Origin of the sequence: Microbacterium sp. LMI12-1-1.1 (assembly GCF_040676455.1) — a bacterium.
Lineage (GTDB): Bacteria > Actinomycetota > Actinomycetes > Actinomycetales > Microbacteriaceae > Microbacterium.
Genome location: NZ_JBEGIA010000001.1, coordinates 344345 through 364738, shown reverse-complemented (window position 1 = coordinate 364738; position 20394 = coordinate 344345). Strand labels below are relative to the sequence as shown.

Here is a 20394-nt window from a genome sequence, read left to right as displayed (position 1 = left end):
GCGCAACCGGAAGACCCCCGTGCGACGCTCCCGAGCCGTGCCACCCGCGAAGTCCAAGCCGACGACCGCGCGCGCGACCTCATCGTCCGCACCGTCGACCAAGGGCCGCGTGGCCAAGCCGCTGCGCAGCCTTGTCGTGCTGACGATGGTGGGCGGACTCGTCGCGACGGTGGCCATCCCCGCGTTCGCCGCGACTGCCGGAGCCGGCCCTGAAGAGGCCGTCACCCTTCAGCAGATGGCGGTCGATGACGCGCAGACGTTCGTCGCGGCATCCGATGCGAACGCGAGCGAGCTGTCGCGCGAGAGCTACGCGGCCACCACCGCCGAAGAGATCGACAAGAAGAAGGCCGAAGAGGCTGCGGCCGAACGCGCCCGCCAGGTCGCGAAGCTCGCGTCGACCTCATCGCGCTCGTCCGTTCCGATCAACATCGCCCTCACCTCGCCCGGAACCGGCGAAGTGCGCTGGCCGATCCTCAACTTCACCAAGGGTCGCGGCCTTTGGGACTCGGGCTACCACCAGGGCGTCGACCTGCTCGCGCCCCAGGGCACCCCGATCTATGCGGCTGCTGCCGGCGTCGTCAAGGTGTCGCAGGAGAGCTACGGCGGCTACGGCGTCGGAATCTCGATCGACCACGTCATCGGCGGTCAGCAGGTGAACACCCTCTACGGGCACATGACGTACGGCAGCCGTCAGGTCTCGGTCGGCCAGACCGTCGAAGCGGGCCAGCTGATCGGCCTCGTCGGCAGCACCGGAAGCTCCACGGCGAACCACCTGCACTTCGAGGTCCACATCAACGGCTCGGTCGTCGATCCCTGGGCGTGGCTGCAGGCCAACGCCGGCTGACGCTGATCCCTGCGGTCGCATCACCGCGAATGCCCACTGCCCTTCAGGGGAGTGGGCATTCGTTGTTCGACACGCCCGCCATCGTTCACCGGCTTCACCGCCCCGGTGTCCGCTGGGTGCGTTAGCCTGAATCCCGACGCTGAGAGAGCGGAGGGAGCCGATGGGCTGCACACCACGCATCCGAACCATGGATGCGCTTGGACGCCTCGTCCTTCGGCATTGCACGAGTGGATGCCGCGGCATTGCCGTGGCGCCAAGGCGCTGTCTATAAGACAGCGCCTTTTTTCATGCCCCTGCGCCCTTGATCGTCGCATGTCGAATAACCGAGAAGCCGTCCCGGCCATTCGAGAGGATGATCAATGCGCACTCTGGTGCTGAATGCGGGCTACGAACCGCTCGCGGTCGTGTCGTTCAAACGGGCGCTCGTGCTCGTGATGAACGAGAAGGCCACCGTCGTGGAACACACCGAGACAGATCCGGTGTGGGGCACCAGACGCTCGTACGAGCGCCCCGCCGTGATCATCCTGACCCGCTATGTGCGGGTACCAGGAGGTCGCCATGTGCCGGTGACGCGGCGCGGCGTGCTGCGGCGTGACAACCACCGCTGCGGCTACTGCGGCAAGGCGGCGTCGACGATCGACCACGTGCTTCCGCGCTCGCGCGGCGGAGCGGACTCGTGGGAGAACCTCGTCGCATGCTGCCTGCGCTGCAACAACGTCAAGGGCGATCGCACACCGCAGGAGATGAACTGGGAGCTGCGCTTCCTCCCGCGCCCGCCGCGTGGAGGGCAGTGGACCGTGCGGGGCACCGAGCGGACCGATCCGCGGTGGGAGCCGTATCTCGCACTGGCGGCGTGATCCTAGGGCGGAGCGCGCGGGCAAGAGCGCGCCGCTGGATGCCCCGGCGGGTCAACTCTCGTCGAGGAGTGTGGACGCGACGTCGGGAACGTAGTTCTCGATATTGCGCGGCGGTCGTTCGTATCCGTGCGAGGGGGCCTGCGGCGGGATGATGACCTCGTCGCGCTCGACGACCTCGTACGGTATGCGCGAGAGCAGATGCGACATCATGTTGATCCGGCTGCGGCGCTTGTCCACCGATGGCACTTCGTGCCAGGGCGCCTCCGGGATGTCGGTGTGCACGAACATGCTGTCTTTCGCGCGGGAGTAGTCCTCCCATTTCGTGATCGACAGCACGTCGTTGGGGCTGAGTTTCCACCGTCGTGTCGGGTCGTCGGCGCGAGAGCGGAACCGTCGCAGCTGTTCGGCGGCCGACACGCTGAACCAGTACTTGAGGAGAAGGATGCCGTCTTCGACGAGCATGCGCTCGAAGATGGGCGCCTGGTGGAGGAAGCGGTGGTACTCGGCGTTCGTGCAGTAGCCCATGACGTGTTCCACGCCGGCGCGGTTGTACCAGGAGCGATCCATCAGCACGATCTCGCCAGCGGCCGGCAGGTGAGGCACATAGCGCTGGAAGTACCACTGGGTTCGCTCGCGTTCGGTCGGCGTCGGCAGAGCGACGATGCGGGTGACGCGCGGGTTGAGATACTCCGATACGCGTTTGATCGTGGATCCCTTGCCGGCGGCATCGCGCCCCTCGAAGATCACCACGATGCGCGCTCCGCTGGATTGCACCCATGCCTGCATGTCGACCAGTCGAGCCTGCAGGCGACGGAGCTCTTGTTCGTAGGCCTTCCGTGGGATCCTCGGTTCGCTCATGGCCCTGAGGCTACACGCTGCATTCGCGGTGGAACGGGTGGTGGAATCGAACATAACTGTCGGAAGTGGAAGGTACGCTCGTTCCCAGCGGTTGAATGACTAGAACATCTGTTCTAGAATGTGGGAATGGGGGCGATCGTGCAGCTCACGGCACAGCACGTGCACGAGACCGTCGGGCATGAGCCGACGGCCCCCGAACCTGCCGCCCTCCGCGCGGGGAGAACGGCTTCGGCAGACGCGGGCATGGGCCAAGGATCGACCAACACCGTCGCACAGCTGCGCGCTCAGCTCGAGCGGGTGCAGGGACGCCGGCTCGACGCGCCGGTGCTGCCGGTGCATCCCGCCCTCGCCTCGCTGCTTCCCGGGGGCGGCCTGCGTCCCGGATCGGCCTACTCCCTCCCGCGGTCGACGTCGGTGCTGCTGGCGCTGCTCGCCCAGCCGTCGCAGTCCGGGTCCTGGTGCGGTGTGGTCGGGATGCCGCGGCTCGGCGCCGAGGCGGCCGAGGGGCTGGGGGTCGATCTGTCGCGGCTCGTGCTCATCCCCGATCCGGGGGCGCGCTGGCTCGCGGTGACCTCGACCGTCGCCGAGGTGCTGCCGGTGGTCGCGGTGCGTCCGTCCGGGCGCGCCGCCGACGGCGAGATCTCCCGCTTGGCGGCGCGGCTGCGCGATCGCGGTGCGGTGCTGCTCGTGCAGGGGCCGTGGCCGCAGGCAGAGGCCGTGATCGAGGTGGGTGAGCCGGCATGGGAGGGCGTCGGCCGCGGGTACGGCTATCTCTCGGGTCGCGAGGTGACGCTCACCTCCTCGAGCCGCCGCTGGCCGCGATCCCGGCGAGCTCGCGTGATGCTCCCGGATGCGGCGGGCCACGTCTCCGCCGCGCCCGAGCGGATGCGTCCTGTCGAGTCGCTGCATCCGGCCGCCGCCTCGGCGTACGAGGTCTCGCTCGGTCATCGGGTCAGGGCGGTGGGGTGACATGACGCCGGGAACGCCCGTTCGGAGCCTCGTGCTGTGGTTTCCCGACTGGCCGGTCACGGCTCTCGAGCGGGAGGCGGGTGCGGCCGCGCAGCGGCCGGGCACGCAGTCGGCCGCGTCCGGGAAGCGTCCGGGCTCCGAGTCGGACGAGGTCGCGGAGCAGCGCGACACGGGGGATCGGCCGGGCGCGGGTCCGGAGGCGCGGGCAGGTACAAGGCGGGGCGCTCGGTCCGGCAGGCCGCCGTCGGGCGGGGCGCTGTCTGGCGCGGCGCTGCCTGGCGCGGCGTCGTCTGGCGCGGCGTCGTCTGGGCGGGCAGTGTCTGGCGCGGCGCTGCCGGGCGCGGCCGGTTCTGGAGCGGCCGCGTCTGGTGGGTCGCCGTCGGGTGCGGCCGGTTCTGGAGCGGCCGCGTCTGGTGGGTCGCCGTCGGGTGCGGCCGGTTCTGGAGCGGCCGCGTCTGGCGGGTCGCCGTCGGGTGCGGAGCACAGGTCGCGGCATCCGATCGCCGTCGTTGAGCGCAATCTCGTCGTCGCATGCTCGGCGTCCGCGCGTGCCGAGGGGGTGCGCCGGGGGCAGCGACGGCGCGACGCGCAGGCGCGATGCCCGGGGCTGACGCTGGTGGACGCGGATGCCGCGCGCGATCACCGCGCGTTCGCGCCCATCGTGTCGCTGATCGAGGAGCGGGCGCCCGGCGTCCAGCTGGTGCGGCCGGGGCTGTGCGCACTGCGCGCCCGCGGCCCGGCGCGGTACTACGGCGGCGAGACCGAGGCCGCCCGCATGCTGATCGGCGCGCTGCGCGATGCCGGCCTCGACGGAGTCCGGGCGGGGATCGCCGACGGCCCGTTCACCGCGGAGCAGGCGGCGCGCGGCGGCACGAGCGCCGACGACCCGGTCTTCGTCGTGCCCGCCGGTGGGGCGGCGGGGTTCCTCGCGCCGCTGTCGGTCGCCGTGCTCGACGCGTCGGCGATGATCGGTGCGGGCGCAGCCGGGACGAAGGATGCAGCGGACCTCGTGGGACTCCTCGCGCGGCTGGGCGTGCAGACGCTCGGCGGGTTCGCCGCGATGGAGCCCGACCGCGTGCGCGAGCGGTTCGGCGAGCGGGGCGTCCGGCTGCACGCCCTCGCCGCGGGGCACGACTCGCGGCCGGTGCAGCCGCGCACGCCGCCGCCCGAGCTGCAGCGCGAGGTCGCGTTCGAGCCGCCGCTCGAGATCGCCGATCAGGTGGCGTTCGCCATGCGCGTCACCGCCGACGACTTCATCGCAGGTCTGGGCGCGGTGGACCTCGTGTGCACCGAGCTGCGGGTCGAACTCGTCGGCGACCGCGGGGAGCGCAGCGAGCGGGTGTGGCTGCATCCCGGCTCGTTCGATGCCGCCGCGGTCGTCGACCGCGTGCGGTGGCAGCTCGCCGAAGACGTCGGCACCGGGGACGCCGCGGGGCGCGGGCTGCGCAGCGGGGTCGCCCTGGTGCGGATCTCGCCCGAGACTGTGGACGCGGCATCCCATCACGCCCCCGCGCTGTTCGGGGGCGGCCCCGAGGAGCGGGTGCACCATGCGCTGTCGCGCGTGCAGGCGATGCTCGGGCACCGGGGTGTGCTGACCCCCGCGATCGGCGGCGGGCGATGGCTGGCGGAGCGCCAGGTGCTCGTGCCCTGGGGCGACCGCGACGAGCGCGACCGGCAGGCGACAGGCGCCGGCGGCCTCGCGGCGCAGCGTGCGCGACCATGGCCGGGGAGCCTGCCCGATCCGCTGCCGACGACGGTGTTCGCCGATCCGGTGCCGGTCGACGTGCGCGCGCTCGGGGGCGAGCTGGTCGATGTCGACGAGCGGGGCAACGTCGCAGCCGTCCCCGCGTTCTTCATCGAGAGCGGGCGCCGGCGGGCGATCGAGGCCTGGGCGGGGCCGTGGCCCGTGGTCGAGCGGGGATGGGATGCCGCGCGCTCGCGGCGTGCGTACCGGTTCCAGGTCGTCGACGCCGACGGATCGGCGTGGCTGCTGGTGTGCGACGGCGACGCGTGGACCGCGGAGGCCACCTATGACTAGGGAGCTTGGCTCCCGGTCGTTGAGCGAGCTTGCGAGTCGAAACGCAGAGACGAAAGGCTCCGGGCCGGGCGTCGCAGTGAGGCTCGAGGCGTTTCGTCTCGGTCGCTGGCGCTCCCTCGCTCAACGACCGAGATCGTTGTCCCGGTCGTTGAGCGAGCTTGCGAGTCGAAACGCAGAGACGAAAGGCTCCGGGCCGGGCGTCGCAGTGAGGCTCGAGGCGTTTCGTCTCGGTCGCTGGCGCTCCCTCGCTCAACGACCGAGATCGTTGTCCCGGTCGTTGAGCGAGCTTGCGAGTCGAAACGCAGAGACGAAACGCTCCGGGCCGGGCGTCGCAGTGAGGCTCGAGGCGTTTCGTCTCGGTCGCTGGCGCTCCCTCGCTCAACGACCGAGATCGTTGTCCCGGTCGTTGAGCGAGCTTGCGAGTCGAAACGCAGAGACCAAACGTCCCGGGCCGGGCGTCGCAGTGAGGCTCGCGGCGTTTCGTCTCGGTCGCTGGCGCTCCCTCGCTCAACGACCGAGATCGTTGTCCCGGTCGTTGAGCGAGCTTGCGAGTCGAAACGCAGAGACGAAACGCTCCGGGCCGGGCGTAGCAGTGAGGTTCGAGGCGTTTCGTCTCGGTCGCGGGCGCTCCCTCGCTCAACGACCGGGATCGGGGTGAGGGCTGATGGGCTTCAACAACCCGGGCGTTCCGTGGTCCGAGATGGAGCGCGTGCTGAGCGGCCGTCGCAGGCCCGAGGCACCGCCGGTCGGTGCGGACGGCGGTGACAGCCCGGCGTGGTCGCATAAGCGCGGGCCGTATGTCGCACCCGAGATCGAGCGTCCGGCGGACGCCATCCCGTACGCCGAGCTGCACGCGCACTCGTCGTACTCGTTCCTCGATGGCGCCTCCTCTCCGGAGGAGCTCGCCGAAGAGGCCGAGCGCCTGGGACTGCACGCCCTCGCGATCACCGACCACGACGGCTTCTACGGCATCGTCCGGTTCGCCGAGGCCGCCGAGGCGCTGCAGCTGAAGACCGTGTTCGGCGCCGAGCTGTCGCTCGAGCTGCCGAAGCCGCAGAACGGTGAGCCCGACCCGGCCGGCGCGCATCTGCTCGTGCTCGCCCGCGGCGAGGAGGGCTACCACCGGCTGGCCGGCGCGATCACGCACGCGCAGCTGCAGGGGGCCGAGAAGGGGCGTCCGGTCTACGGCCTCGACGAGCTCGCCGCGCAGGCGGCGGGGGAGTGGGCGGTGCTCACCGGCTGTCGCAAGGGCGCCGTGCGCCGCGCGCTGGCATCCGCGCCGGGGAAGGCGGGGGCGGATGCCGCGGCTCACGAGCTCGACCGCCTCGTGACGCTGTTCGGGCGCGACGCCGTCCACGTCGAGCTCATCGACCACGGCAACCCGCTCGACTCCCGCGACAATGACGTGCTCGCGGGGCTCGCGCGCGAGCGCGGGCTGCCGCTGCTGGCGACGAACAACGTGCACTACGCCGTCCCGAAGCGGCAGCTGCTCGCCGCGGCCGTCGCGGCGGTGCGTGCCAACCGCGGACTCGACGAGCTCGACGGCTGGCTTCCGGCCCACGCCGGGGCGCACCTGCGGTCGGGCGCCGAGATGGCGGAGCGGTTCGTGAGGTTCCCGGATGCCGTCGCCCGCACCGTGACGCTCGCCGACGAGCTCGCCTTTCCGCTGCGCAAGGCCAAGCCCGCGCTGCCGAAGCAGAAGGTGCCCGAGGGGCACACGCCGATGTCGTGGCTGCGCAAGCTCGTGTGGGATGCCGTGCCGCGCAAGTACCCCCACCTGACCGAGGAGAACCGGGCGCGCATCGAGAAGGAGCTCGGTGTCATCGAGCTGAAGGACTTCCCCGGTTACTTCCTGATCGTGCACGGCATCGTCCAGGAGGCGCGGCGCCGCGGCATCCTGTGTCAAGGGCGGGGGTCGGCGGCCAATAGTGCGATCTGCTATCTGCTCGACATCACGGCGGTCGACGCGATCGGCTACGACCTGCCCTTCGAGCGGTTCCTGTCGAGCCTGCGCGAGGAGGAGCCCGACATCGACGTCGACTTCGACTCCGATCGTCGGGAAGAGATCATCCAGTGGGTCTACCAGGAGTACGGGCGCGACCGCGCCGCGCAGGTCGCGAACGTCATCCAGTACCGGCCCAAGAACGCCGTGCGCGACATGGCCAAGGCGCTGGGGCATTCGCCGGGGCAGCAGGACGCCTGGTCGAAGCAGATCGAAGGGTGGGGGGCGCTCCTGGAGACGGGCGCCGGCCACGACATCCCTGATCAGGTGCTCGAGTTCGCGTCCGAGCTCCTCAAGGCGCCGCGGCATCTCGGCATCCACTCCGGCGGCATGGTGCTCACCGACCGGCCGGTGGGCGAGGTCGTGCCGATCGAGCACGCCCGCATGGAGAACCGCACGGTGATCCAGTGGGACAAGGACGACGCCGCCTGGATGGGCCTCGTGAAGTTCGACCTGCTGGGGCTCGGGATGCTGGCGGCCCTGCAGTACTGCTTCGACATGATCCGCGCCTCGACGGGGGAGGACTGGGAGCTGTCGACGATCCCGAAGGAGGAGAAGGCGGTCTACGACATGCTGTGCCGCGCCGACTCGATCGGCGTCTTCCAGGTCGAGTCGCGTGCGCAGATGGGCCTCCTCCCGCGCCTGCAGCCGCGGCGGTTCTACGACCTCGTCATCGAGATCGCGCTCATCCGCCCCGGGCCCATCCAGGGCGGGGCCGTGCACCCGTTCGTCAAGCGCAAGCTCGGGCAGGAGAAGGTGATCTACGCCCACCCCAAGCTCGTGCCGGTGCTCGAGCGCACGCTCGGCATCCCGGTGTTCCAGGAGCAGCTCATGCAGATGGGCATGGCCGTCGGCGGGCTCACCGGCGAGGACGCCGACCTGCTGCGACGGGCTATGGGATCGAAGCGCGGAGTGGAGCGCATCGATTCGCTGAAAGAGAAGCTGTACGCGGGCATGGCCGAGAACGGACTCGTGGGGGAGGAGGCCGACGCGATCTACGCCAAGATCCAGGCGTTCGCGAACTTCGGATTCGCCGAGTCGCACTCGCTGTCGTTCGCGCTGCTCGTGTACGCCAGCTCGTGGATCAAGCTGCACTACCCGGCGGCGTTCCTCGCCGGGCTGCTGCGGGCGCAGCCGATGGGCTTCTACTCGCCGGCGACCCTCGTGGGCGACGCACGCCACCACGGGGTCGAGGTGCGTCGCCCCGACCTGCACCTGTCGGGCGCCGAGGCCGTGCTCGAGGGCGTGGAGCCCGCCTCCCGGTCGTTGAGCGATGGAGCGCCATCCTCCTCCCGGTCGTCGAGCCAAGGAGCGCCATCCTCCCCCCGGTCGTTGAGCGAGCGAGGAACGAGCGAGACGAAACGCAGCGAGCACGCGGACGACCTCGACCCGAGGTCTGCGGGTGTCCAGGGCGTTTCGTCTGCGGGCGCCAGAGCGCCCTTCGCTCAACGACCGGAATCCACCGACCCGAGGTCTGCGGATGTCCGAGGCGTTTCGTCTGCGGGCGCTAGAGCGCCCTCCGCTCAACGAGCGGAGCCCACCGGCCTGGACTCCTGCCTCGAACGCGACCAGCCGCCGGTCGGGCTCTTCGACCTCGACGCACCCGACGAGTCGGCGGCGCATCGGCGCGACGGCGGGTACGCGGTGCGACTCGGCCTCGCCGGGGTCAAGGGGATCGGCGCGACCGTCGCGCAGCGCATCGTCGCGGCACGCGAGGCCGGTGGCCAGTTCCGCGACCAGCGCGACCTGGTGCGGCGCACCAGCATCACGGCGACGCAGGTCGAGGCGCTCGCCACCGCGGGGGCGTTCGAGTGCCTCGGCCTCAGCCGACGCGAGGCGATCTGGCTGGCCGGATCCGCAGCGCAGGATCGCCCCGAGTTCCTGCCGGACTCCCTCATCGCGGTGCAGCCGCCGCTGTTCACCGATCCCACCAGCTACGAGCGGCTGGCCGCCGATCTCTGGGCCACCGGCATCTCGACCGACGACCACCCGCTGACGCACTACCGCTCCGGGCTCGACGGTCGCGGCGTCCTGACGTCTCGCGAACTGCGCAGCCACGAGGTCGGTCGCCGCGTCGAGGTCGCCGGACTCGTGACCCACCGGCAGCGGCCGGCCACGGCATCCGGAATCACCTTCCTCAACCTCGAGGACGAGCATGGCCTCGTGAACGTCGTGTGCTCGCTCGGGGTCTGGAACAGGTATCGCCGGGTCGTGCGCGATTCGCCGGCGCTCATCGCCCGCGGCATTCTGGAGCGTTCGGCCGAGGGGGTGACGAACCTCATCGCCGACCGGTTCGAAGACCTCCGCGTGGGCGTGCAGCACCGCGCGAGGGACTTCCGCTGAGGCGTGTCAGGGGGGAGGGATAGCGTGACGGATGTCGCGGCGCCGACGCCGCGGGAGAGAGGTCGTCATGGCCGGCAAACTCGGGAACATCACGTTCTACGCCGACGATCCTCCGGCGCTCGCCCGCTTCTGGGCCGCCGTGTTCGGCTATCCCGAGGCAACCTGGGACGACCCGCTGAAGGACGAGCTGCTCGCCGCCGGACTGACGGAGACGGACCTCGCCAAGCGCGGCTTGGCCGAGGATCCCGAAGGTGTGGGACCGAGGCTGTTCTTCCACCACGCCGACGACGCGAAACGCGGGCGCAACCGGCTGCATCTCGACATCAGTGCCACACCCGGCCGGCATCCGACGCGCGAAGAGCTCGACGCCGAGAAGGATCGACTCGTCGCCCTGGGGGCCGAGGTCGTGCGCCTTGTCGACCAGACCTGGGGTCCGTGGCCCGAGACCTACTTCCAGATGAGGGACCCCGAGGGCAACGAATTCTGTCTGCAGTAGCGTGTGGTCGACGGCGCACCACAACGTCCGTGCCTTCGCACGCGTCGGCATCCCGCTCGCTGCGGGAGCGGGATGCTCAAGCCGTCAGATCTCGCCGTCCCAGGCCTGACTGCGGTTGTCGCCGTCCCAGCCGTCAGTCCGGCCGTCGACGTCGAAGGCCGCAACCGGCCTCAGACGGCGCTCGATCGCGCTCAGCCGCGCTATGGCGGTGGCGTCGACGAGTTCATCCGCGTCGACATGGGCGTCTTGGACGACGATCTGGCTCGCCGGGCCGATGAGTATCATCACTCCGGTGATCGTGCCGCCCTCCTCCCATGACGGAACTGTCACGGCCTCGGCCTCGCCGGCCTCCGCCAGCGCCCGACCGCAGCTGAGCAGTGCCGACGCGATGTCATCCCCGGTCACGAATTCGCTTCCCGCGTACGTCACTCTCTTCACTCTGCCTTTCTACTCGCATGCCCCCCAGACGCCTCTGGGGGTTGCAGCATGTCGGCGAACGGGCTACAGCTGACCGAGAGTTCCCCTGACCCTGCGGGTGTGAAGAGTGGAGGCGTGCCGCGGTGGCCGCCGTACGGCGCTACTCGACGAGCTTCCCGGCGACCGACACCTCGCGCATGAGCGCCGCGATCTCGGCCGGGATCGGGGGAATCGGCTCGCGGACGACACCGGTCGTCGGCGACCAGACGAGGTTGACCTGCAGCTCCGGGTCGATGTCGGGGTAGTCACTGCGGTTGTGGCAGCCGCGGGTCTCCCGGCGTTCGAGCGCCGCTTCGAGGGTCGCGCGTGCGGCGAGAGCCGCCGACTTCAGGTCGAACGCGTGGGCGAGGTCGTGGTAGCCCGCGATGTCGGGGTGCACGCCGATGTCGGCCATGCGTGCCTCGATGGCGTCGAGCTCCGCGAGACCGGTCTGAAGGCCCTGCTCGTCACGCACGACCCCGGCGTGCTCGGTCATCGTGTCGCGGATGGCACGCTGCAGCGCGCGCACGTTCTCGGTCCCCGACGCGGCGAGCAGGTCGGAGATCTCCGAGCGAGCCGCGGCGACCGCGGACGCGGAACGACGCTGTGCCGGCAGCGACGCGGAGTAGTCCGCGGCGGCCTGCCCGACGATGCGCCCGAACACGAGAAGCTCGATGAGCGAGTTGCCGCCCAGGCGGTTCGCGCCGTGCAGGCCCGAGGAGGCCTCGCCGATGGCGTAGAGACCGGGGACGTCGGTGGAGTGATCCGAGGACCGCACCCAGACGCCGCCCATCGAGTAGTGGGCGGTGGGCGCGATCTCGATCGGCTCCTGGGTGATGTCGAGCATCTGCAGCTCGAGCATCGTCTGGTACACGCGAGGCAGACGGGTCATGATCGTCTCGCGCGGCAGGTGCGAGACATCCAGCCACACGCCGCCGTTCGGGGTGCCGCGCCCCGCCTTGATCTCGGTGTAGCAGGCCAGTGCGACACGGTCGCGTGTGGAGAGCTCGAGCCGCTCCGGGTCGTAGCGGTGCATGAAGCGCTCGCCGAGGCCGTTGCGCAGGATGCCGCCCTCGCCGCGTGCAGCCTCCGAGATGAGGGTGCCCGCCGCGTTCTCGGGTTCGATGATGCCGCTCGGGTGGAACTGGACGAGCTCCGGGTCGCGCAGGCGGCCGCCGGCTTCGATGGCGAGACGGAACGAGTCGCCGGTGTTCTCGTCGCGTCGCGAGGAGGTGCGCCGCCAGATCCGGTTGTGTCCCCCCGCCGCGAGGATCACGGCATCCGCGTGGATGAGGTAGCGCGTGCCGTCCTCGAGGTCGAAGCCGTATGCGCCGAAGACCGCGCCGTCGTCGTTGACGAGGATGCGCGTGACGTACACGGTGTCGAGGATGGGCACCTGCAGCTGTGCCGCGCGGTTGATCAGTGTGCGCTGGATCTCGAGGCCGGTGTAGTCGCCCGCGAAGGCGGTGCGACGGTACGTGTGCGCGCCGAAGAATCGCTGCGAGATGCGTCCGTCGTCCTCGCGGGCGAACGGCATGCCGTACCGCTCGAGGTCTTCGATGCCGCGGGCGGCGCCCGAGGTGACGACCTCGACGGTGTGGGGGTTGGCGAGCAGATAGCTCTCCTTCAGGGTGTCGGCCGCATGCTGCTGCCAGCTGTCGTCGGCATCCATGGTGCCGAGGGCGGCGTTGATGCCACCGGCGGCCAGCGAGGTGTGGGCGTCCGATTTGGGACGCTTGCCGAGGGTGATGACGTCGACGCCTGCCTCGGCGAGTTCGATGGCAGCGCGGAGTCCGGAGCCCCCGGTGCCGATGACGAGGACGGTGGTGGAAAGCTGGCGCTCTGAAGTGCTCACCCCTCCACGGTAAGAACATCGAGACGATTACTCCAATGCATCTTTCTGCTCGCATCCATAGCACTACGCTATGAAACGTGAATCTCGAACAGCTCCGCGCCTTCGTCACCGTGGCAGAGCTCGGCAACTTCACGCGGGCCGCCGAGCAGCTGCACCTCGCTCAGCCGTCCCTCAGCCGTCAGATCGGCACGCTCGAGCAGGATCTCGGCGCGGAGCTGTTCCACCGTGCGCGTGCGGGCAGCACGCTCACCTCGGCCGGTGAGTCGCTCCTCCCGTTGGCGCGCCGCATGCTCGCCGACGCGGAATCCGTCCGCCGGGAGCTCAATGCGCTGGCCGGGCTGCGGCGCGGGCGCGTGCGCCTCGGCGCCACGCCGACGCTCTGCATCAGCCTGGTCGCCGAGGTGCTGGGGGCGTTCCACGCCGCGCACCCCGCGATCGAGCTGCACATCACCGAACGGGGTTCGCGCGGGCTGCTCGACGCTCTCGCCGGCGGCGAGCTGGACCTCGCGCTGGTCACGACGTCGGGTGGTGCATCCACCGAGAGATTCACCGTGACCCCCCTTCTGCTCGAGGAGCTCGTCGTCATCTCGTCCGGCGACGCACCGCCGCTGACCGCGCGCGACAGCATCACGCTCCGTGAGGTCGCCGATCTGCCGCAGGTCGCTTTCAGCTCGACGTACGATCTCCGCAGCACCACCGATGCCGCCTTCGAGGCGGCGGGACTGTCGCCCCGCGCGGTCATCGAGGGCGCGGAGATGGATGCCGTGCTCCGGTTCGTGGAGCGCGGGATCGGCGTCGCGATCGTCCCGGCGATGGTGATGATCGAGCGCAAGGGGCTGCGGGCGGTGCGTCTCGCGGAGCCGACGCTGACGCGCACGATCAGCATCGCGCGTGTCACCGACATCGCCCCCACGCCGGCCGTCGATGTCATGCAGCAGACGATCGTCCGCACCGCCGCCGCCCTCGCAGCGCGGCCAGAGGCGACCACCCGCCTGGCGTGACGCGATCGGCCCGCGTCCTCAGCGGCCGCCAGTACAGCCGGGTCGCCTCAGCCGCGCGTTCATGCCGGAGTTGCGACCTGTGCGGCATCCCCCCGGATGCCGCACAGGTCGTCGAGGTGCGCATAGCGCCGCGTCCAGGACACCGAAGCCCTCGACGCCCTCGGAGAGAACGGGGGAGGTCGCGCATGGCGTCCACCTCTGACCCCGCTCCACACCGTGCTTGTCGTCTGTCGACCTGTCCAACCTCGTTCCGTCGATCCCATTCCACTCCCGGATCCCGCCGGCGAACAGGGTCGAAGGTCCCGATCCTCCGAGCCGCCATCCGCCCGATCCCACAACGCGATCCTGGCCGGTCGAACCTCGCGGGCCGCACGCTCGGGCCCGCCGTGGGTGAGTCGACGTCAGCGCGCGCAGGGCGATCGCGTCTGCGCTGCGCGAGTCCGGCCCCGCCGCCTCGCAGCCTCCGCCGCAGGCCTTCGCCCGTCGTGAGGGCGGTGAGGCTCGTGCCCGGTCATGCCGGGATCCAAGTGCTGCGGCGTTGCGACGCCTGCGGGGGACGGACGTACATCCGGTCGGTGACCACCATGAGGGTGGCGATGACGAGCAGCACCGCCGTGAGACCGATATTCACCGGCAGCCAGTATCCCGAGGTGTTGTTCACCGAGGTGTGCAGCAGGATCACGACGAGCAGGCCGCCGCGCGACCGGTTGTACAGCCAGGTGAAGATCACCGCGAGCAGGCAGCTGCTGGCGACGCGGAGGGCGAAGCCTGCCGGACCCGTGCCCATGCCGGCGTCGTACACGCCTCGCAGGTGCAGCGGGAGGTGCCAGAGTCCCCAGACGACACCCACGATCAGGCTGGCGAGGAGCGGGCTCAGGCGCGCCTGCAACGTCGGAAGCAGCCATCCGCGCCATCCGATCTCCTCGCCGAGCGGCCCGCCGAAGAGCAGAGTGACGCCGAAGACGATCAGGATGCCGGTCCACGACCCCTCCGCGAGCACCAGCGGCTGCGAGCCGACGTCCGCGCCGAGCAGGGTGACCAGGCCACTGCCCAGCGCGCTCGCCACGGGGAACAGCAGGACGGCGACGAGGTATGTCCACCACGGCGAACGCGGCGACAGGATGCTGGACAGCAGCTTCGCGAAGCCAGGGTTGCGGCTTCCCGCGATCCAGACGAGCGCTGCGGGAATCGTGATCAGCACGACCAGCAGCGCGGCCGCCATCGGGGATGACACATCCGCCCATCGCGGGGAGAGGAGCAGAACAGTGATTGTCAAGGTTGCGAGCGCCGCGACGATGACGCGCAGTCGCGGGGGCTGAGCATCCGTGCCGCCGGCGGCGACCCGGTGGCCGGCCACCAGCAATGCCGCGACCGCCGGCCCGAAGGTCGCGAGCTGGTCCAGAGTGAGTGCGAGGGTCTGGTCGTGAGCGACGACCGGATGCAGGAACCACAGGCTCCACGAGATCCCGAACGCGATGGTCACGAATGCGACCGTTCGCGCGGCCGCACCGCGCTCGATCGTGCCGTACGCGCTCATCCGGCGTCCCTCACCGCGTGGGGAGGGCAGGGGGACGCAGGATGCCGAGTGCACGCAGGGTGCTCATGATGGCGCCGCGCTATGCGCTGGGGACGGCGACCAGTCCGCCGGCCCACTCGCTCGCCCGACTCTCCTCGCCCTCGAGGAGCCGGTTGTCCAGACCTACGAGGAAGTCGGCGTGGGCGTCGGCGTCGGCGAGACGGCGGCGGAGCCCCTTCGTGATCGCCGCGGTCGCATCCCCCGAGAAGATCCGAGGTATGTCGGCTCGCGTCGAGAACACGGCGAATCGGGGGTTGCCGACGAGCATGATCCCTTCGAGCCACTCGCGCACTCCCGTTGAGCGGGCCGTTTCCTCGAGGCTCAGCTTCTTCGTCGGATCGACCGCCCACTCCACGGCCTCGGCACGAGACTTCGGCCGGGGGAGGCTGTGCGCGTGGGTGGGCGCTCCGACGATGACCAGCGTGTAGTCGCTCAGGTCGGCCGGTGCCTCGCAGGCGGGTGAGACGGTGACCTCGGCCCCCGTCGTCTCCAGCGCCCCTGCCATCGCCTCCGCGAGCTTGCGCGTGTTCCCGAACATCGACTCGTACACGATCAGTGCGTTCACCGTCCGCTCCTTCCGTCGTTGATGCACCCAGACTCCGGGATCGGCTCGGCGATGACTGGGCCGAACGTCCCGCCGTCCGCGGCGGGACCTTCGACCCTGCGCTCCCGTGGGCGCGTGAAGAGCATGGCCACAGGAGCGCACACGCTGTGATCGCGCCGCGGTCAGGTTTGGCTTCTGGCCGCCTCCTCCCGCGCTCGGCTCACGGCTCTAGTCATAGGAGACGCACGACATGTCCAATCTGCTCTGGTTCCGAGACATCACGATGTCGGACCTGCCACGAGTCGGCGGCAAGAACGCATCGCTCGGCGAGATGGTCTCGCGTATCCACAGCGCGGGCGTCCGTGTCCCAGGGGGCTTCGCGACCACTGCTGACGCGTACCGCGCCTTCCTCGCGCACGGCGATCTCTCGGCACGGATCCGCGCCCAGCTGGCGGACCTGGATACCAGCGACGTCCGTGAACTCGCGGTGGTGGCGGCGCGCATCCGCACCTGGATCGAGGGTCAGCCGTTCCCGGCCGGCCTGAACGACGACATCCGCGCGGCGTACGCGACGCTCGTCGCCGAGCAGGCCCATCCCGACCAGGTCACCTGGGCGGTGCGATCCTCTGCGACGGCGGAAGACCTGCCCGACGCCTCCTTCGCAGGACAGCAGGAGACGTTCCTCAACATCGACGGCATCGAGAACGTGCTCGAGGCCATTCGAGGCGTCTTCGCCTCCCTCTACACCGACCGTGCGCTGGTCTAGCGGGCGCAACGGGGATTCGATGAGGACGACATCGCGATCTCCGCCGGCGTGCAGCTCATGGTTCGATCCGATGTCGGCGCTTCGGGCGTGATGTTCACGATCGACACCGAGTCCGGCTTCGACGATGTCGTCTTCATCACGGGCGCCTACGGTCTGGGCGAGACCGTGGTGCAGGGGGCCGTGAATCCCGACGAGTTCTACGTGTACAAGCCGGCTCTCCGCGCGGCGCGGCCGTCGATCCTCCGCCGTGAGCTGGGGACCAAGGCGGTCGCGCTCCGATATGCGGCGGGCACGCGAGTCGGCGATAGCACGGTCCTCACCGACGTCGCCGCCGGCGACCGTTCGCGATTCAGCCTCACGGACGAGCAGGTCGAGGAGCTGGCGCGCGGCGCCCTCGCCATCGAATCCCACTATGGCCACCCGATGGATATCGAATGGGCGCTCGATGGCGTGGACAGCTCGCTGTACATCGTTCAGGCCCGGCCTGAGACCGTCGTCACGCGGAGAGACAGCAGTGTGCTGCGCCGGTACGTGCTCCGAGCGCGTGGCGATGTGCTCGCATCCGGTCGCGCCGTCGGTGAGAAGATCGGCCACGGCCCGGTGCGGGTGATGCACGACCTCAGCCTGATGCATCTCTTCCAGACCGGCGACGTGCTGGTGGCCGACCGCACCGACCCCGACTGGGAGCCGATCATGAGGATGGCTTCGGCGATCGTCACCGACAGCGGCGGCCGGACCTGTCACGCCGCCATCGTCGCGCGCGAGCTGGGGATCCCCGCCGTCGTGGGAACGGGGACGGGAACCGAGACGCTGACCGACGGGACCGGCGTGACCGTGGCCTGTTCGGAGGGCGACGACGGGCTCGTGTACCGAGGCATCCTCGATTACGCCATCGAGGAGACTCCGCTGGATCGGATCCCAGAGCTCGCGGTGGACCTCATGCTGAACGTCGGCGTGCCCGACCAGGCGTTCACTCTCGCGCAGCTGCCCAACCGCGGCGTCGGCCTCGCGCGGCTGGAGTTCATCATCAACCGCGCGATCGGCATCCACCCGCGCGCGCTCGCCGAGTTCGATTCGCTGGCGGAGCCGCTGAAGAGCGAGGTCGCGCAGCGGACGGCTGCCTACCCCTCACCCCGTGACTTCTTCGTCCAGAGGGTGGCGGAGGGCGTCTCGACCATCGCCGCCGCGTTCGCGCCCAAGCCTGTCATCGTCCGGATGAGCGACTTCAAGACCAACGAGTACGCCGGTCTTCTCGGTGGTGACCTCTTCGAACCCCACGAAGAGAATCCGATGCTCGGATGGCGCGGGGCATCCCGCTACACCACCCCGAGTTTCCGGGCCTGTTTCGACATGGAATGCGAGGCGCTGCGCCACGTCCGCGATCGGATGGGGCTCACGAATCTCAAGATCATGATCCCGTTCGTCCGCACCGTCGACGAGGCTGCGGCGACCGTCGCCCTCCTCGCGGAGAACGGCCTTCGCCGTGGCGAGAACGGGCTCGAGGTCGTGATGATGTGCGAGATCCCTTCCAACGCGCTGCTGGCGGATGCCTTCCTCGATCACTTCGACGGGTTCTCCATCGGCTCCAACGACCTGACCCAGCTGACCCTCGGCGTCGACCGCGACTCCGCCCTGGTCGCCGCGTCCTTCGACGAGCGCGACCCGGCGGTGCTCGATCTGCTCGAACGCGCCATCGAAGCGTGCACTCGGCGTGGCAAGTACATCGGGATCTGCGGCCAAGGTCCCTCGGACCACCCCGACCTGGCCGAGTGGCTGCTGGCACGCGGCATCGATTCGATGTCGCTCAACGCCGACGCCATCGTCGCGACATGGCTGCGGCTGGCGGAACTGTCCGCGGTCAAGGTCTGACACGCAGCCGACCACGACCACGGCCGCACTCGTGGTCGTGGTCGTGATCGCCCGGAGGCGGCTGGTCAGATCGAGGCCCAGCCGCCGTCGACCGAGAGGATGGCGCCCGACACATTCGACGCGTCGTCGCTCAGCAGCCAGGTGATGGCGGCGGCGAGCTCCTCGGGACGAGCGACGCGCGGGATATTGGTCTGGAACAGCGGTCCGAGACGCTCCCCGGCCCACTCGGAGTGGAACGGCGCCTCGATGCTGGTTGCGACGGGTCCGGGCGCGACGGCGTTGCAGCGGATGCCCTTCGGCGTGTAGAAGAAAGCGGTGCTCTTGGTGAATCCGTTCACGGCGTGCTTCGACGTCGTGTACGGCGTGCCGGCGGCGGAGCCGCGCTGACCCGCCTCGGAGCCGACGTTGACGATGCTTCCCATGCCCCGCACGAGCATCGGAGGGAGCACGGCGCGCGTCAGCCGCATCATGGCCGTCAGATTCACGGCCAGCACACGATCCCATGTCGCGTCGGCGATCTCGGCGGTCGGTTCGAAGCCGTCCATGATCCCCGCGACGTTCGCAAGCCCGTCGATCCTCGGTCCGGCGGCATCCAGGATTCGAGCGGTCGACGCCGGATCGGTGATGTCGGCGGCGACGGTCGTGACGTCGCCCTGGACCTCGTCGGTCAGGGCGGTCAGGCGGTCCGCCGACACGTCGACCGCGACGACTCGACCACCCTCTGCGACGAGTCGCTCGACCGTGGCCCTGCCGATGCCCGCCCCTCCGCCCGTGACGATGATGGTGCATCCGGTGAAACGGTTCGCCACATGAGACATGATGTCGTCCTCTCCCTGTCCCCACAGTCGACCGCGTCCGCAGGACCATTCGCGGGGCTTTGGTCCTGCGTGGCGGCGGCGGGCGTCCGCACGGCGGGACCTACGTCCCGGCCCCGCGAGATCGGCCTGGCTACGTTCAAGAGAGGAGCCACTCCGGCACCGGGGAAGGGAGACTCCCATGGAACGCATCGTCCTCGGCTATGACGGCAGCCCCGCGGCGGTCTCGGCGCTCAACTGGACGGCGGCGCGTTCGGCTCGCGGGATGACCAAGGTCGATGTCGTCCTGGTGGCCTCGCCTTCGACGAAGGACCGCACTCCGGGCGTCGAGCGCCTCGCGGAGGCGGAGGCCGCCCTGCGGGAGCGCATTCCCGGCCTCGAGGTCGAACTGCATCGCCTCGACGGGGAGGTGACCGCGTCGCTCGCGGAGGCCGCGCAAGGAGCGGACCTCGTCGTGATCGGGATCCACACCGGGCACCCGATACGAGCCGCCGCGAACGGCTGGACACCGCTGCGTCTGAGCCTGCGTGTCCAGACGCCGGTGTGCATCGTTCCTGCCGGGTGGACCGAGGGCGATGATCCCGTGACGGTGGGCATCGCGGACGACGATTCCTCGGACGCTGCACTGGACTTCGGCATCGGGGAAGCGAGCACGACAGGGACGGGGCTGCGCCTGGTGCATTCGTGGCTGATGCCCAGCCCCACCTTCGACTACGGCACCGCGCTCACGGTGGACCCGGCGGTGGTGATCGATGGACACCGTCGGATACTCGACGACACCGCCCGAGAGGTGGCGCGCCGGCGCCCCACCCTCTCGGTCACGAAGGAGCTGATCCGCGACAGCCGATCTGCGGGCCTTCTCCGATTCGCCTCGAGATCGTCTCTGCTGCTCATCGGAACGCATCGCAGGGGAGTGCTGGCCGGAACGCTGCTCGGCTCGGTCGCGCAGGAGGTGCTGTGGAGGGCGGACTGCCCGGTGTGCGTCGTGCCGCCGGTGCGGGCGGGGAGGATCGAGCGGGATCTCACGCCGTCTGCCGCCTCGGCGGACGGTCCGGGCTCAGGATTGCAACAGGCGCTCTAAGCTCATCGCGGTGTCCGGCACAGG

General features: G+C 70.1%; 14 protein-coding genes and 1 pseudogene. 9 read left to right on the top strand and 6 right to left on the bottom strand.

All coding sequences use genetic code 11. The annotated features are described in order from the left end of the window. The first annotated feature begins 37 nt into the window (after positions 1-37). On the top strand, positions 38-844 hold the full coding sequence (locus tag MRBLMI12_RS01620; RefSeq protein ID WP_363353334.1) for a M23 family metallopeptidase: 807 nt from the start codon (positions 38-40) through the stop codon (positions 842-844). 359 nt (positions 845-1203) lie between these two features. After that, on the top strand, positions 1204-1701 hold the full coding sequence (locus MRBLMI12_RS01615) for an HNH endonuclease (RefSeq protein ID WP_331910360.1): 498 nt from the start codon (positions 1204-1206) through the stop codon (positions 1699-1701). A gap of 51 nt (positions 1702-1752) precedes the next feature. On the opposite strand, the gene ppk2 is transcribed toward MRBLMI12_RS01615, so the two are convergent. Further along, complete coding sequence (ppk2, locus tag MRBLMI12_RS01610; RefSeq protein ID WP_363353332.1) at positions 1753-2559, bottom strand: polyphosphate kinase 2; 807 nt, start codon at positions 2557-2559, stop codon at positions 1753-1755. A gap of 126 nt (positions 2560-2685) precedes the next feature. On the opposite strand from ppk2, the gene MRBLMI12_RS01605 reads away from it, so the two are divergent. The 4 genes from MRBLMI12_RS01605 to MRBLMI12_RS01590 all read left to right on the top strand — a co-directional run bounded on the left by MRBLMI12_RS01605 (position 2686) and on the right by MRBLMI12_RS01590 (position 10407). After that, positions 2686-3528 (top strand): hypothetical protein, encoded by an 843-nt coding sequence (locus tag MRBLMI12_RS01605; RefSeq protein WP_404907145.1) that lies wholly within the window; start codon positions 2686-2688, stop codon positions 3526-3528. Then, on the top strand, positions 3410-5566 hold the full coding sequence (locus tag MRBLMI12_RS01600) for a DNA polymerase Y family protein (protein WP_363353330.1): 2157 nt from the start codon (positions 3410-3412) through the stop codon (positions 5564-5566). Before MRBLMI12_RS01605 ends, MRBLMI12_RS01600 begins: the two co-directional genes overlap by 119 nt. Positions 5567-6230: 664 nt before the next feature. Then, a complete protein-coding gene (locus MRBLMI12_RS01595) occupies positions 6231-9911 on the top strand; it encodes an error-prone DNA polymerase (protein ID WP_363353328.1) in 3681 nt (1226 codons plus the stop codon). A gap of 67 nt (positions 9912-9978) precedes the next feature. Continuing rightward, a complete protein-coding gene (locus tag MRBLMI12_RS01590) occupies positions 9979-10407 on the top strand; it encodes a VOC family protein (RefSeq protein ID WP_363353326.1) in 429 nt (142 codons plus the stop codon). An 84-nt stretch (positions 10408-10491) separates the two neighbouring features. Here MRBLMI12_RS01590 and MRBLMI12_RS01585 read toward each other — a convergent pair whose 3' ends face one another. Then, a complete protein-coding gene (locus MRBLMI12_RS01585; RefSeq protein ID WP_363353324.1) occupies positions 10492-10845 on the bottom strand; it encodes a hypothetical protein in 354 nt (117 codons plus the stop codon). A 139-nt stretch (positions 10846-10984) separates the two neighbouring features. Next, positions 10985-12718 carry an L-aspartate oxidase gene (locus tag MRBLMI12_RS01580; protein ID WP_363353322.1) on the bottom strand — a complete coding sequence of 578 codons (1734 nt, stop codon included), beginning with the start codon at positions 12716-12718 and terminating at the stop codon, positions 10985-10987. 77 nt (positions 12719-12795) lie between these two features. On the opposite strand from MRBLMI12_RS01580, the gene MRBLMI12_RS01575 reads away from it, so the two are divergent. Next, on the top strand, positions 12796-13719 hold the full coding sequence (locus MRBLMI12_RS01575) for a LysR family transcriptional regulator (RefSeq protein WP_363353320.1): 924 nt from the start codon (positions 12796-12798) through the stop codon (positions 13717-13719). A gap of 511 nt (positions 13720-14230) precedes the next feature. Here MRBLMI12_RS01575 and MRBLMI12_RS01570 read toward each other — a convergent pair. Both MRBLMI12_RS01570 and MRBLMI12_RS01565 read right to left on the bottom strand, forming a co-directional pair. Then, positions 14231-15256: a CPBP family intramembrane glutamic endopeptidase gene (locus tag MRBLMI12_RS01570; protein ID WP_363353318.1), complete on the bottom strand. Its 1026-nt coding sequence runs from the start codon at positions 15254-15256 to the stop codon at positions 14231-14233. Positions 15257-15335: 79 nt separating this feature from the next. Next, on the bottom strand, positions 15336-15860 hold the full coding sequence (locus tag MRBLMI12_RS01565; RefSeq protein ID WP_363353316.1) for a flavodoxin family protein: 525 nt from the start codon (positions 15858-15860) through the stop codon (positions 15336-15338). A 229-nt stretch (positions 15861-16089) separates the two neighbouring features. Between MRBLMI12_RS01565 and ppsA the strand changes: the two are divergent. Beyond that, positions 16090-18474: pseudogene (gene ppsA, locus MRBLMI12_RS01560) on the top strand (phosphoenolpyruvate synthase). Between the two features lie 65 nt (positions 18475-18539). Here the strand turns inward: ppsA and MRBLMI12_RS01555 are convergent. After that, positions 18540-19292, bottom strand: a complete 753-nt coding sequence (locus MRBLMI12_RS01555; RefSeq protein WP_363353314.1) for an SDR family NAD(P)-dependent oxidoreductase — start codon at positions 19290-19292, stop codon at positions 18540-18542. Positions 19293-19470: 178 nt separating this feature from the next. Here MRBLMI12_RS01555 and MRBLMI12_RS01550 point away from each other — a divergent pair, with 178 nt between their 5' ends. Continuing rightward, positions 19471-20370: a universal stress protein gene (locus MRBLMI12_RS01550; RefSeq protein WP_363353312.1), complete on the top strand. Its 900-nt coding sequence runs from the start codon at positions 19471-19473 to the stop codon at positions 20368-20370. Positions 20371-20394 lie beyond the last annotated feature (24 nt).